This is a genomic window from Serratia sp. BNK-10, from assembly GCF_047456065.1.
Lineage (GTDB): Bacteria > Pseudomonadota > Gammaproteobacteria > Enterobacterales > Enterobacteriaceae > Serratia > Serratia ureilytica.
Window position 1 is genome coordinate 625,049 of sequence record NZ_CP179894.1, and the last position, 14,129, is coordinate 639,177.

General features: G+C 61.1%; 14 protein-coding genes. 11 read left to right on the plus strand and 3 right to left on the minus strand.

The annotated features are described in order from the left end of the window. Position 1 precedes the first annotated feature (1 nt). Complete coding sequence (locus ACMGG9_RS02965) at positions 2–535, plus strand: 1,2-dihydroxy-3-keto-5-methylthiopentene dioxygenase (protein ID WP_414162260.1); 534 nt, start codon at positions 2–4, stop codon at positions 533–535. Positions 536–552: 17 nt separating this feature from the next. Here the strand turns inward: ACMGG9_RS02965 and mtnA are convergent, their stop codons facing one another. Further along, positions 553–1,581, minus strand: coding sequence for an S-methyl-5-thioribose-1-phosphate isomerase (mtnA, locus tag ACMGG9_RS02970; protein ID WP_069099966.1), 1,029 nt, complete (start codon positions 1,579–1,581; stop codon positions 553–555). A 146-nt stretch (positions 1,582–1,727) separates the two neighbouring features. Between mtnA and mtnK the strand changes: the two genes are divergently transcribed. The 10 genes from mtnK (at position 1,728) to ACMGG9_RS03020 (ending at position 10,933) form a co-directional block, all read left to right on the plus strand. Next, positions 1,728–2,927, plus strand: coding sequence for an S-methyl-5-thioribose kinase (gene mtnK, locus ACMGG9_RS02975; RefSeq protein ID WP_033651009.1), 1,200 nt, complete (start codon positions 1,728–1,730; stop codon positions 2,925–2,927). A 510-nt stretch (positions 2,928–3,437) separates the two neighbouring features. Further along, entirely contained in the window at positions 3,438–3,740 is a 303-nt protein-coding gene (locus ACMGG9_RS02980; RefSeq protein ID WP_025160087.1) for an urease subunit gamma, read from the plus strand. A gap of 55 nt (positions 3,741–3,795) precedes the next feature. After that, on the plus strand, positions 3,796–4,242 hold the full coding sequence (locus tag ACMGG9_RS02985; RefSeq protein WP_033641965.1) for an urease subunit beta: 447 nt from the start codon (positions 3,796–3,798) through the stop codon (positions 4,240–4,242). A 3-nt stretch (positions 4,243–4,245) separates the two neighbouring features. Continuing rightward, positions 4,246–5,961 carry an urease subunit alpha gene (locus tag ACMGG9_RS02990; protein ID WP_414161898.1) on the plus strand — a complete coding sequence of 572 codons (1,716 nt, stop codon included), beginning with the start codon at positions 4,246–4,248 and terminating at the stop codon, positions 5,959–5,961. 12 nt (positions 5,962–5,973) lie between these two features. Beyond that, positions 5,974–6,570: an urease accessory protein UreE gene (gene ureE / locus ACMGG9_RS02995; RefSeq protein WP_047025806.1), complete on the plus strand. Its 597-nt coding sequence runs from the start codon at positions 5,974–5,976 to the stop codon at positions 6,568–6,570. Next, positions 6,567–7,253 (plus strand): urease accessory protein UreF, encoded by a 687-nt coding sequence (locus ACMGG9_RS03000; RefSeq protein ID WP_042783734.1) that lies wholly within the window; start codon positions 6,567–6,569, stop codon positions 7,251–7,253. Before ureE ends, ACMGG9_RS03000 begins: the two co-directional genes overlap by 4 nt. Before the next feature lie 19 nt (positions 7,254–7,272). After that, on the plus strand, positions 7,273–7,908 hold the full coding sequence (gene ureG, locus ACMGG9_RS03005) for an urease accessory protein UreG (RefSeq protein WP_033641969.1): 636 nt from the start codon (positions 7,273–7,275) through the stop codon (positions 7,906–7,908). After that, a complete protein-coding gene (locus ACMGG9_RS03010) occupies positions 7,905–8,852 on the plus strand; it encodes an urease accessory protein UreD (RefSeq protein WP_047025805.1) in 948 nt (315 codons plus the stop codon). Before ureG ends, ACMGG9_RS03010 begins: the two co-directional genes overlap by 4 nt. 19 nt (positions 8,853–8,871) lie before the next feature. Further along, a complete protein-coding gene (gene yut / locus ACMGG9_RS03015) occupies positions 8,872–9,849 on the plus strand; it encodes an urea transporter (protein WP_149542537.1) in 978 nt (325 codons plus the stop codon). Positions 9,850–9,889: 40 nt separating this feature from the next. Further along, the gene (locus ACMGG9_RS03020; RefSeq protein WP_046688284.1) at positions 9,890–10,933 is read left to right on the plus strand and encodes a HoxN/HupN/NixA family nickel/cobalt transporter; all 1,044 of its coding nucleotides are present in this window, start codon (positions 9,890–9,892) and stop codon (positions 10,931–10,933) included. A 73-nt stretch (positions 10,934–11,006) separates the two neighbouring features. Here the strand turns inward: ACMGG9_RS03020 and ACMGG9_RS03025 are convergent, their stop codons facing one another. Then, positions 11,007–11,159, minus strand: coding sequence for a Hok/Gef family protein (locus ACMGG9_RS03025; RefSeq protein ID WP_004930217.1), 153 nt, complete (start codon positions 11,157–11,159; stop codon positions 11,007–11,009). A gap of 289 nt (positions 11,160–11,448) precedes the next feature. Next, positions 11,449–13,905 carry an acyl-CoA dehydrogenase FadE gene (gene fadE, locus ACMGG9_RS03030; protein WP_060659917.1) on the minus strand — a complete coding sequence of 819 codons (2,457 nt, stop codon included), beginning with the start codon at positions 13,903–13,905 and terminating at the stop codon, positions 11,449–11,451. Positions 13,906–14,129 lie beyond the last annotated feature (224 nt).

Sequence of the window (14,129 nt, forward strand, 5' to 3'; positions counted from 1 at the left end):
TCTGACCATTTTCAGTGATACAGCACCGCAGCAGCCGCTGTGGCAGAGCCGCGACGCGCAGGAAATCCAGCGCCAGCTGGCGCAGATCGGCGTGCGCTTTGAGCGTTGGCAGGCGGATCGCGAGTTGGGCGACAACCCGCAGCCGGAGGCGGTGATCGCCGCCTACCAGCATGAGATCGACCGGCTGGTGGCGGAAAAGGGCTACCAGAGTTGGGACGTGATCAGCATGCGGCCGGACCACGAGCAGCGTCAGGCGCTGCGCGAAAAATTCCTGTCCGAACATACGCACGGCGAGGATGAAGTGCGCTTTTTCGTTGAAGGGGCGGGGCTGTTTTGCCTGCATCTGGACGGCAAGATCTTCCAGATCCTGTGCGAAAAGAACGATCTGATCTCGGTGCCGGCCAACACCCGTCACTGGTTCGATATGGGCTCGGCGCCGCACTTTACCGCGATCCGGGTATTTGACAACCCGGAAGGCTGGGTGGCGCATTTCACCGGCGACACGATCGCCGATGCCTATCCGCGTCTGGACTGATCGTCAACCGGCGGGCGTTAACCCAGCGCCCGCTGGAAAATCCCCGCTTCAACCTGCTGCGGCGTGATCACGCCGCTGTCGAACACCCACCCGCTGATAAGCTTGGCCGGCGTGACGTCGAACGCCGGATTGCAGACCGGCGCATCGGCCGGCGCCCACTGGCAGGCGCCGAAGCTGCCTGAAACGCCGGTGACTTCGGCCGCCGCGCGTTGCTCGATCGGGATGGCGGCGCCGTCCGGACAGTGCGGATCGTGGGTGGTATGCGGGGCAGCCACGTAGAATGGAATGCCATGGTAGTGCGCCAGCACCGCCAGGCTGTAGGTGCCAATCTTGTTGGCGACGTCGCCGTTGGCGGCGATGCGATCCGCGCCGACCCACACCGCATCGACCTGGCCCTGCGCCATCAGGCTGGCGGCCATCGAATCGCAGATCAGGCGATAGGGAATGCCCAGCTCGCCCAGTTCCCAGGCGGTCAGACGGCCGCCCTGCAGCAACGGCCGGGTTTCATCAACCCATACCTGTTGCACTTTGCCCTGCTGGTGGGCGCGCAGCAGCACGCCGATGGCGGTGCCGACGCCGGCGGTGGCCAACCCGCCGGTATTGCAGTGGGTCAGCAGGCGGCTGCCGGGCTTGACCAGCCCAGCGCCGTGATCGGCGATGCGATCGCACAGCCGGCGATCTTCCTCCACCAGCCGCAGCGCTTCGTTCACCATCGCCGGCGCCCAGTCCGGCTCCGCCAGCGCCAGCTTCATGCGATCCAGATTGTTCATCAGGTTAACCGCCGTCGGGCGGGCGGCGCGTAGCGTGTGCAGCGCCTGTTCCAGCTCGGCGCGTGGCACACCGCGTTCCGCCAGCAGCGCCAACAGCAGGCTGGCGGACAGCCCGATCAGCGGCGCGCCGCGCACCCGCAGGCTGTGAATGTGCCCGACCAATTCCTCCACGCTGTCGCAGGCGCGCCACCGCTTTTCCTGCGGCAGGGCTTGCTGATCGAGGATCCAAAGGCGGTTGTCCCGCAGGGTCAAACTGGTGGTGTTAAGCGCTTGCATCGGCGGTTAATTCCTTGTTGCGAGGTTATTGCATCTGAAACGCTATTCTGCCAACATGACTTCCAGATGTATAGACGTCCAAATGCTTTTACGTCTAAATAAACAGAATCGCTGGGGGCAGCGAGAGAGAACAGAGGGGTTGGGGAATGTCGCTTTATCGTACGTTTACGGCTGCCGATGCCGTTGAATACGCCCGCCAATACGGGCAGGTGGCCGATCCGCAGGCGCTGGTCAGCGCCGACGAGATCGGCGACGGCAACCTGAACCTGGTGTTCAAGATCCGCGATCGCGAAGGCGTGAGCCGGGTGATCGTCAAACAGGCGTTGCCGTACGTGCGCTGCGTGGGCGAATCCTGGCCGCTGACGCTGGATCGGGCGCGCATCGAAGCGGAAACGCTGTTGATCCACGGCGGTTTCTGCCCGCGACATACGGTAAAAGTCCTGCACCACGATCCCGAGTTGGCGGTGATGGTGCAAGAAGATCTCTCCGATCATCGCATCTGGCGCAGCGAACTGGTGCAGGGGAACTATCATCCGCTGGCGGCCGGTCAGCTGGCGGAATACCTGGCGCAGACGCTGTTCCACACCTCCGATTTTTATCAGTCGGCGCAGCAGAAAAAAGCGGAAGTCAGCCGCTTCACCAACCCCGAGCTGTGCCAGATCACCGAAGATCTGTTCTTTACCGATCCCTATATCGACCATGAGCGCAATCAGTTCGAGGCGGCGCTGTTGCCGCAGGTGCAGGCGCTGCGTGAGGATGCGCCGCTGAAGCTGGCGGTCGCCGGCCTGAAACACCGCTTTCTCAGCAAGGCGGAGGCGTTGTTGCACGGGGATATCCACAGCGGTTCAATTTTCGTGGCGGAAGGGCGATTGAAAGCGATCGACGCTGAATTCGGTTTCTACGGCCCGATCGGTTTCGATGTCGGCACTGCGTTAGGCAATCTGCTGCTCAACTATTGCGGCCAGCCTGGGCTGTTCGGGCCGCGCGACGCCGCCGCCGGGCGCGAGCAGCGTCTGCAGGATGTGCGGGAGCTGTGGCTGATCTTTGCCGATCGTTTCCTGGCGCTGTGCCATCAGCAAAGCCGCGATGTGGCGCTGGCGACGCCGGGTTACGCCGAGCAGTTCCTGCAGCAGGTCTGGACTGATGCGGTAGGGTACTGCGGCACCGAGCTGATTCGGCGCACTATCGGCCTGGCGCACGTCGCCGATCTGGACAGCATCGCCGACGCCGACATGCGCCTCGACTGTCAGCGTCATGCGCTGGGTTTGGGGCGCACGCTGATCGTCAATGCGCCGCAAATCGAGCATATCGACGCGCTGTTGGCGCGCATTCGTCAGCAAGGCTGAAGAGCCCGACAGTAATGAGGCAAACCCGGCTGCGGCCGGGTTTTTTTTAATAACTTATTGGCATCAGTAACAGAATAGATAAATTGTTTTTAACTAAAAAGGTATTTTCACTCGCGTCTTATTTGTAAATTTAATTATATTTTCTGACCGTTGGTTACATGTCTTTAATATTAATGCCATCCATAAGGACAGTGCTTATTTATCTGGCTTTCATGACGGTAATTAAAATAAAAAAACGCCATCCGTTCTTTTTTTGATCGTTTTATTGTGGGAGTGGGAAGATGAAAAAAGACTTTTTATCGATAAAAACTATCACGTCGCCGTTACTTTTTTAGGGAATGGGATAGCTCATGCTCGGGTTTGAATAAAGCAGCGGGTTGATTATCTCAATATTACCCCCTAGATTATTCAAGTGTCGGACAATCGTAAATAAATAACGCAAGGTTATTAACTATAAGTAACCTTTGGCCTCACTTTGTCTGATTATTTCTATCGAGATCGGAGTGCTCCATGCAATTAACGCCAAGAGAAATCGAAAAGCTGATGGTCTATACCCTGGCTGACGTCGCATTAAAACGAAAATCCAGAGGGATAAAGCTTAATTATCCCGAGGCGGTGGCCATTATTACCACCGCGGCGCTGGAGGGCGCCCGCGAGGGAAAAACGCTGGAAGAAGTCATGAACGACACGCGGCAGGTTTTGAGCCGCGATGACGTCATGGACGGCGTGGCGGACTTGATCCCGCATGTGCAGGTCGAGGCGATATTCAGCGACGGCAGCCGCCTGGTGACGGTGCACGATCCTATTCAATAAGCGCCGATGGCCTTCCTGAATCCCATGGACGAATCTTATCAGCACAGGTATTCCGATGAAAAAGCATGACAAAGAAAAGCACGTGCCGCCAGGCGGCTATATCCTGTCCGAAAGTCCCATCACCTTCAATGAAGATCGCGAGACGGTTATTTTAACGGTGCGCAATACCGGCGACAGGCCTATTCAGGTCGGCTCACACTTTCATTTCTTCGAAGCCAACAAAGCGCTGCAGTTCGATCGCGCCGCCGCCTTTGGCAAACGGTTAAATATCACCGCCACGACGGCGATCCGTTTTGAACCCGGCGATGAAATCGAGGTAGCGCTTATTGCCATCGGCGGCAAGCAAACGGTTTATGGTTTTAATAATCTGGTGGACGGTTGGGCGGGCGACAGCCCGGTAGCCGCCGGTGAAAGAGTAAAGAAAACTATAGATGTAAAGCGAGCTATTGAGCTGGGTTATAAAAACCGCGATCAGGCGCCCATCAAGACGGACGAGGAATAAAGCATGCCAACGATCTCCAGGCAGGAATATGCCGGGCTGTTCGGCCCGACCACCGGCGATAAAATTCGCTTGGGCGATACGCAACTGTTTATTGAAATAGAAAAAGATCTGCGCGGTTACGGTGAGGAATCGGTCTACGGCGGCGGTAAGTCGCTGCGCGACGGCATGGGCGCCGATAACCGATTAACCAGCGACAATGTGTTGGATCTGGTCATTACCAATGTGACCATTCTGGACGCCCGGCAAGGGGTGATCAAGGCGGACGTCGGCATTAAAAACGGCCTGATCGCCGGCATTGGCAAAAGCGGCAACCCGGCGATGATGAACGGCGTCACGCCCGGCATGGTGGTGGGGGTCAGCACCGACGCCATCTCGGGCGAACACCTGATCCTGACCGCCGCCGGCATCGATACGCACATTCATTTCATTTCGCCGCAGCAGGCCGCACATGCGCTCTCCAACGGCGTGACGACCTTCTTCGGCGGCGGCGTCGGGCCGACCGACGGTTCCAACGGCACCACGGTGACCGCCGGGCCTTGGCATATCCACCGCATGCTGCGCGGCTTTGAGAGCATGCCGGTCAACGTGGGGATGCTCGGCAAGGGGCACGCTTCGCACGCTGCGCCGCTGGTCGAACAGATCGCCGCCGGCGTGGCCGGGTTGAAGGTGCATGAGGACTGGGGCGCCACCAACTCCGCGCTGCGCCACGCGCTGCGGGTGGCCGACGACATGGATATTCAGGTGGCGGTGCATACCGACAGCCTGAATGAGGGCGGCTACGTCGAGGACACCATCGACGCCTTCGAAGGGCGCACTATCCACACCTTCCACACCGAAGGCGCCGGCGGCGGGCACTCGCCGGATATCATCAAGGTTGCCGCGCAGATGAACGTCTTGCCGAGCTCCACCAACCCCACGCTGCCGTTCGGCATCAACAGTCAGGCCGAACTGTTCGACATGATCATGGTGTGCCACAACCTCAACCCCAATGTGCCGGCCGACGTGGCGTTTTCCGAAAGCCGGGTGCGGCCGGAAACCATCGCCGCGGAAAACGTGCTGCACGACATGGGCGTGCTGTCGATGTTTTCCAGCGACTCCCAGGCGATGGGGCGGGTTGGCGAAAACTGGCTGCGGGTGATGCAGACGGCGCACGCGATGAAAGCCGCGCGCGGCAAGCTGCCGGAAGATGCGGCGGAACACGATAACTTCCGCGTGCTGCGCTACGTGGCGAAGATCACCATCAACCCGGCGATCGCGCAGGGCATCAGCCACGTGCTGGGTTCGGTCGAGGTCGGCAAGATGGCCGATCTGGTGTTGTGGGAGCCGCGCTTCTTCGGCGCCAAGCCGAAGCTGGTGATCAAGGGCGGGATGATTAACTGGGCGGTGATGGGCGATCCCAACGCGTCGTTGCCGACGCCGCAGCCCACGTTCTACCGACCGATGTTCGGCACCATGGGCAAATCGCTGCAGGAAACCTGCGTCACCTTCGTCTCCGGCGCGGCGTTGCACGACGGCATCAAAGAGAAACTGGGGCTGGAGCGGCAGGTGATGGCAGTGCATAACTGCCGCGCGATCTCCAAGCAGGACATGGTGCGCAATGCGGAAACGCCGCACATCGAGGTGGACCCCGAAACCTTCGCCGTCAAGGTCAACGGCGAACACGCCACGGTGAAACCGATCGCCACCGCCGTGCTTAATCAACGCTACTTCTTCAGCTAGGAACCGCCGCTCATGATCGTGATTGAAAAGATACTCGGCAATATCAAACGGGATGCCGACTGGCGTGAGCGCTTGCAACACGCCTCGCTGGACGTGCTGGCGCTTTCGCAGTGGGAGGCGCAGAAAAGCCGGTGCCGCAAAACCACCCGCGATGGTCAGGATCTCGGCATTTCCCTCGATCGTCACCAGGTGCTGGCCGACGGCGATGTGCTGCTTTGGGACGAAGCGAACCGCAGCGCGGTGGTGGTGCAGATGAACCTGCGCGATGTGATGGTAATCCATCTTGAGTCGCTGCTGGCGACCGATATAGCGACGGTGCTGAAGACCGCGTTCGAACTGGGGCATGCCCTGGGCAATCAGCACTGGAAATCGGTCATCAAAGGGAATCGCATCTTTATTCCGCTGACGGTGGCGACCAAGGTGATGGATTCGGTGATGAAAACCCACGGCTTTCATGCGCTGCCTTATTCGTTCGTGAAGGGCGAAAGCATTTTGCCGCATCTGACCCAGCCCGAAGCGCGCCTGCTGTTCGGCGGCGCGGAGGATTCCGCCACCCATGTGCATGTTGACAGCCCATTCCTCGGTCAGCATGTGATCAAATTGAAATGAACGCCGTTCAGCTGATTCGCATCCTGCAGTTTGCCGACTCGGTGCTGCCGGTGGGGGCGTTTGCCTTTTCCAATGGCGTCGAGTCGGCGATCCAGGCCGGCATCGTGCGCGATGTCGACACGCTGAAATCGTTCACCCGCACCGCTTTGCAACAGGCGGCGGGCGGCGACGGCCGGGCGGTCGCGGCGGCCTGCCGGGCGCTGCAGGGGGGCGATCGCGAGGCGGTTATCGGGCACGACTGGGCGCTGTTCAACCGCAAGCTGAATGAAGAAGGCCGCAGCATGGTGGTGAGGATGGGAAAGAAGCTGGCGGAAATGACGGCGGCCATCTGTGATGAGCCCCAGGTGGTCTGGTGGCTTGAGCAGATCAAAACCGGCCGCGCCGCCGGCACCTATCCGGTGACGCAGGCGGTAGTGATGACGGCGCTGGGCGCGGGGCCGCGCGAGGTGGCGGTGATGCATCAGTACGGCGTGGCGATGACCATTCTCAGCGCCGCCATGCGCCTGATGCGCGTCACCCATATCGACACCCAACGCATCCTGTTTCAACTCAACCGGGACATCGACGTTTTTTGTGACGAAGCCGAACGCGGCGGCGTTGAACAAATGGCCTCTTACGCGCCGGTGACCGACGTCCTGGCCGCGCTGCACGTCGGCGCATTTACCCGACTGTTCAGCAACTAATGATAAAGGAACGAGCAGAGTGAAGAAAATTACCCGCATTGGCATCGGCGGCCCGGTAGGCTCGGGCAAGACCGCGATTATCGAAGTCATTACGCCGCGTCTGATCGAACGGGGCATCAGCCCGTTAATCATCACCAACGACATCGTCACTACCGAAGACGCCAAACAGGTCAAGCGCACGCTCAAGGGGATCCTCGACGAGGAGAAAATTCTGGGCGTGGAAACCGGCGCCTGCCCGCATACCGCGGTGCGCGAGGATCCGAGCATGAATATCGCCGCGGTGGAGGAGATGGAGGCCCGTTTCCCGGACAGCGACGTGGTGATGATCGAGAGCGGCGGCGATAACCTGACGTTGACCTTCAGCCCGGCGCTGGCGGACTTTTACATCTACGTTATCGACGTCGCCGAAGGGGAAAAGATCCCGCGCAAAAACGGCCCGGGCCTGGTGCAGGCCGACATCCTGGTGATCAACAAAATCGATTTGGCGCCGTACGTCGGCGCCAGCCTGGCGGTGATGGAGCACGATACGCGCGTGGTGCGCGGCGAGCGGCCTTATATCCTCACCAACTGCAAAACCGGCGAAGGCATCGACGAACTGGTGGATATGATCATGCGTGATTTCCTGTTCACCCACGCGCCGTCGGCGGCGGTATGACGGCCGTCAGCGAAGCGGCGAGGCGCGTGGCGCAACTCGGCGCCGACGCGCCGGAGTTGGCCGCCTACCAGGACGAACCGCCGCAGATGGCCAGCGGCGGCGTGGGCAAAACCGGCTATCTGCGGCTGGGGTTCGCGCTGAACGGGCATCGCAGCGTGCTGCGGCAAATGGAGCGGCGCGTGCCGTTTCTGGTGCAGCGGGCGCTGTATTGGGACGAGGCGCTGCCGCAGATGCCGTGCGTATTCGTCATCTCCACCTCGGGCTGCATCTTGCAGGGCGATCGCCTGACGCTCGAGGTGCAGGTCGCCCCCCGGGCCTGCGGGCATGTCACCACTCAATCGGCGACCAAGATCCACGCCATGGAAAATAACTACGCGGCGCAGATGCAGACGCTGACGCTCGAAGAGGGCAGCTATCTGGAGATGATGCCCGATCCGGTGATCCCTCACTGCGGCTCGCGCTTCATTACCGATACCCGCATTACGCTGCACCCCACGGCGACGCTGCTCTATGGCGAGATCCTGATGTCGGGACGCAAACACCATCAGGCGGATCGCGGTTTCAGATTCGACGTTTACTCTTCGCGCATTAGCGCCTGTCGCCCCGAGGGCAACACGCTGTTTGTCGAGCGCTATGTGCTGGAACCGCATAAACACCCGCTGAATGGGGTCGGCGTGATGGGGCCGTTCGATGTGTTCGGCAATGTGATCCTGCTGACGCCGCCCGAGCATCATCAGCGGATCCTCGATCGCATCGCGCCCCGCTATGACGAGGCTGAGGGGATCGCCAGCGGCGTCAGCCGGTTGCCCAATGAGTGCGGGCTGATCTTTAAGGCTTTGGGCAAAGAGGCGCGCCAGGTGAAGGCGGCGATTCGCGCTTTCTGGCGCATCGCCCGGGAGGAAATCCTGGGCGTGACGCTGCCCGAGCCTTTTATCTGGCGCTAGTCTGCAGCGGGAAGCGGTCATGACCACAAAGTGGAGTTGGGCGGCGTTGTGCGCCCGCAGCCGAATAGCGGCGGTGACGGATGCGGTGCTGCGCGGCTGTTCGCAGGTGATGTTTCAAAATAACCCGTTGACCGGATTATTGTTTTTCATCGCCATTTTCGTGGGCGCCTGGGAAGAGGGGCTGCCGCAGGTGGCCTTCGGCTGCCTGCTGGGCACGGTGGCGGCGACGCTCAGCGCGGCGTGGTTGGTGGACGATCGCACAGCGTTGCGCACCGGTCTCTATGGCTACAACGGCTGCCTGGTCGGCGCCGCGCTGCCGACCTTTTTGCTGCCCTCAGTCTGGCTGTGGATCGGCGTGATCTTCAGCAGCGCGATCTCGGTGATCGTCACCGTCGGCCTCAATCGGCTGCTGCGTACCTGGAAGATCGCGGCGCTGACCGCGCCTTTCGTGCTGACCACCTGGACGGTGCTGCTGGCCAGCTACCCGTTCAGCCATCTGCGGCATGTGCGGTTGCCGCCGGCGGCCATCCCGGCCGACGGCGCGGTGTTCAACCCGCATCCCGACCTGGCGGAGGTGTTGAGCGGTGCGTTGCACGGCGTCTCCCAGGTCTTTTTGTGCAGCAGCGTGAGCGGCGGCGTGCTGCTGTTGCTCGGGCTGGCGGTTTCGTCGCCGCGCGCGATGGCGCTGGGCTTCTTCGGCGCCTTGCTGGCGGTGATCACCGCGCTGGCGATTGGCGCCGATCCGCAGGCGGTCTTCGCCGGGCTGTATGCTTTCAGTGCGGTGCTGACGGCGGTGGCGCTGGGTTCCGTCTTCAACCCGCCCGGCCGGCGGGTGCTTATCTATACGCTGCTCGGCGTGATTTTCACGGTGCTGGTGCAGGGGGCTTTCAATACCTTGCTGGCTCCGCTGGGGATGCCGTCGCTGACCATGCCGTTCGTGATCGCGTCCTGGCTGTTTTTGAGCGCCAATCCGGCGGTGATCGCGGCGCGGCGCTAATCCATTGATTTCAACATAACGAGAAAACGGGAGTGTGGGTATGGCGGTAATTTCCGAAGGATTGCATGGCGCAGCCCGGCGGCGGGCGGTATCCCTGCTGCTGGGGCTGGTGGCGGTCAACGTCGTTGTCTGGCTGCTGGCGCTGGCGGTGTTCAAAGACAATGCGGCGCTGATGGGCACCGCCTTGCTGGCCTACAGTTTTGGTCTGCGCCATGCGGTGGATGCCGATCACATCGCCGCGATCGACAACGTGACCCGCAAGCTGATGCAACAGGGCAAAACGCCGGTGGCGGTCGGCACCTTCTTCTCGCTCGGCCACTCGACCATCGTGGTGCTGGCCTCGGCCGCCATTGCCGCCACGGCGATGATGTTCAGCCGACAGATGGGCTGGTTTCACGAAACCGGCGGTTTGATCGGCACGCTGGTGTCCGCGCTGTTTCTGCTGACGGTGGCCTTTATCAACCTGCTGGTGCTGATCTCCGTGTGGCGCGCTTTCCGGCAGGTGAAGGCGGGCGAGCTGCCTGCGCATCAATCGCTGGATCTGTTGATGAGCGGCGGCGGTGCGCTGGCGCGCTGCTTCCGCCCGCTGTTCAGGCTGGTGAATCAGAGCTGGCACATGTACCTGGTGGGCTTCTTGTTTGGCCTGGGCTTCGACACCGCCACCGAGGTCGGGTTGTTGGGGATTTCGGCTGCCGGCGCCGGCCACGGCATGAACCTGTGGAGCATCATGCTGTTCCCGGCGCTGTTCGCCGCCGGCATGGCGCTGATCGACTCCATCGACAACTTCGTGATGATTGGCGCTTACGGCTGGGCGTTCTCCAAACCGATCCGCAAACTGTACTACAACATGACCATCACGGCGGCGTCGGTGATCATCGCGGTGTTTATCGGCGGCATCGAAGCGCTCGGACTTATCGCCGACAAGCTGGCGCTGTCCGGCCCGCTGTGGGACGCCGTGGCGCGGCTCAACGATCATCTGGGGGAGATGGGCTATTGGGTGATCGCCGTGTTCATTTTCTGCTGGCTGGTGTCGGTGGTGAATTACCGCCTGCGCGGTTATGACAAGCTGACGGTCAGCGGCTGAAAAGGCGGGTGCTCGTGGATCCTGCCTGACACCATCAGCCAACGGGCGGGGCGAACCCCGCCGTTGGGTTGCCTTACCGTTCGGATTCGTAAGCCAAAGTGGCCGCAACCTCCGAGTCTCCCAACCTGATGCGCAGTTCGCACAGCGAACCGCGGGTTAGCCAGATGAACGCTATCAGCGTCATACAGACGATCACCAGCTTAAGCACGACCCGTTTTTGCTGCATTTTTGACCTCCCTATCCTTGCCTTGCGGCGGGTAAGAGGCTAACCTGATGTTGCTAGGCATCAGAGTGGCCTCGGGTTGATAATATCGACTCGGGGCCTTTCTCTTTCTCTCCTTTGCCAAGGCGCCGGACAGAAAGATCCAGAGCACCCGCTGCGCAGTCTACCCGAACTTCCTTCCCGTGAAATCCGCCGTTGCGCCAACCTGCGGCGCGGTGCGCAGTTCGTGATGCAAGAAAAGAAAAAGGGGCGATGATGATCGCCCCTTGGATGCGTGGAGTAGGAATTGGCGTTAAGCCGCTTCGGTCTGCTGTTGGCGCTTAGACTGCGCCGCCGGCTTTTCCTGCTTGGCGGCCGCCAGCGCATCCGGCGCAAAGTCGTCCACGTTGATGGAGCGCAGGCGGCTCTCTTCGGCTTTCACCAGGATCTTCGCTTCGTCGGCGCTGATCTTGCCTTCTTCCAGCGCGCGCTCCGCCAAACGATCCAGACGGGTGAACGGCAGGTTTTTGCCGGCGGCCTTGCACAGGCGTTCGTGAATCGGCTCGGCGGCCATCACGTCGGCCAGCGCCGCTTCCAGCAGGCCGATTGGGTTATGCTCGCTCGGCGTCAGGTACTGGCCGCGCCCCAGACGGCTGCGGGTGGCGGAAGGCACCTGCAGGATCTTGGCCAACTGATGATCCAGGCGATCGGACGGAGCGGTATGCACGCGGCCGAACGGGAAGACCACGAAGCGCAGCGCGCCGGCGATAAAGCGGTTCGGGAAGTTGCGCAGCAGATCATCCAGCGCCTGTTCGGCTTTATGCAGGCTGTCTTGCACGCCCCAATGCACCAGCGGCAGATCTTCTTTCTGACGGCCTTCGTCGTCAAAGCGTTTCAGCACGGCGGAAGCCAGGTACATCTGGCTGAGGATATCCCCCAGGCGAGCGGAGATGCGCTCGCGGCGCTTCAGGCTGCCGCCCAGCACGCCCATGGAAACGTCCGACAGCAACGCCAGGTTGGCGCTCAGGCGGTTCAACTGCTGATAGTAACGACGGGTCGCGTCCTTGGTCGGCGTGGCGCTGGTGCGGCCGTTGGTCAGGCCCAGCCAGAAGCTGCGTACCTTGTTGCTGCCGACGTGGCCCAGGTGGCCGAACAGCGATTTATCGAAGGCGTTCAGATCGTTGTTCTGCGCCGCCGCCATTTCATCCAGCACATAAGGATGGCAGCGGATCGCGCCCTGACCGAAGATCATCATGGTGCGGGTCAGGATGTTCGCGCCTTCCACCGTGATGGCGATCGGTGCGCCCTGATAAGCGCGAGCCAGGAAGTTGGATTCGCCCAGCATAATGCCTTTACCGCCGGCGATGTCCATGGCGTCAACGATCGACTGCTGGCCGCGGTGCGTACAGTGGTATTTGACGATGGCCGACAGCACGGCCGGTTTCTCGCCCTGCACCAGCGCGTAGGTGATCAGCGAAGCGGCGGCGTCCATCACATAGGTGTTGCCGGCGATGCGCGCCAACGGCTCTTCGATCCCTTCCATCTTGCCGATGGAGATCTTGAACTGACGGCGAATGTGCGCGTAGGCGCCGGTCGCCAGGGCGATGGATTTCAGGCTGCCGGTGGAGTTGGACGGCAGGGTGATGCCGCGACCGACCGACAGGCATTCAACCAGCATGCGCCAGCCCTGGCCGGCCATTTTCGGGCCGCCGATGATGTAATCGATCGGCACGAACACGTCGGTGCCGCGGGTCGGGCCGTTCTGGAACGGCACGTTCAGCGGGAAGTGGCGGTTGCCGATTTCCACGCCCGGCGTGCTGGTCGGGATCAGCGCACAGGTGATGCCCGGGGATTCGTTGTCGCTCAGCAGGCGGTTCGGGTCATGCAGTTTGAATGCCAAACCCAGTACGGTGGCGACCGGCGCCAGCGTGATGTAGCGCTTGTTCCAGGTCAGGCGCATGCCCAGCACCTGCTTGCCTTGCCATTCACCCATGCACACGGTGCCGACGTCTGGAATGGCACCGGCATCGGAGCCCGCTTCCGGGCTGGTCAGCGCGAAGCAAGGGATCTCGTCGCCGCGCGCCAGGCCCGGCAGATAGTGGTTTTTCTGTTCTTCGGTACCGTAATGCTGCAGCAGTTCGCCCGGGCCGAGGGAGTTCGGCACGCCGACGGTGATCGCCAGGATGCCGGAAACGCCGGCCAGTTTTTGCAGCACCATCGCCTGAGCGTATGGGGAGAATTCCAGACCGCCGTACTCTTTCTTGATGATCATCGCGAAGAAACGGTGTTCTTTCAGGTACGCCCAGAGTTCAGGCGGCAGATCGGCCAGTTCGTGAGTGATCTGGAAGTCGTTGGCCATGCGGCAGGCTTCTTCCACCGGGCCGTCGATAAACGCCTGCTCTTCTTCCGTCAGGCGCGGTTTCGGGTAGCTGTGCAGCTTGTTCCAGTCCGGCGCGCCGCGGAACAGATCGCCTTCCCACCAGGTGGTGCCCGCGTCGATCGCTTCCTTCTCGGTGGTGGACATCGGCGGCATCACCTTGCGGAAGGCGCGCAGCGCCGGCGCGGAGAGCAGAGAGCGACGCACAGAGGAAAGGTTCAGCGGCAGCAGCACGATCGCCAGCGGCAGCAACAGCCAGAAGCTCCACAGGCCGATCGCGCCCATGGCGGCGGTGTACGCTACCAGGATCAGGCTGCTGAGGGTAAGGTTCACTCGGTGGTAGAACACCACGCCGAGGAGAGCCAGTAAAACGACAATACTAAGAACCATCATAAGAAGCTCCGAAGTAGTAAGAGGTCTGACCTGTTGTGTGTATGTAATAGGTTTTAGTACAAGGCAGAATTTTTATCAATGCGTTTACAGTTTAATTACAACTCAGGTCACAAACTGACAGCACCAATCATCAAAAACCTCTCCGCTTCCTTAACCGGCGCGCTGTTTGGCTGAGAATGCTTCTCGCTGTTTCCGCGATCCGGTACACTGCGGAGCGGAAGATT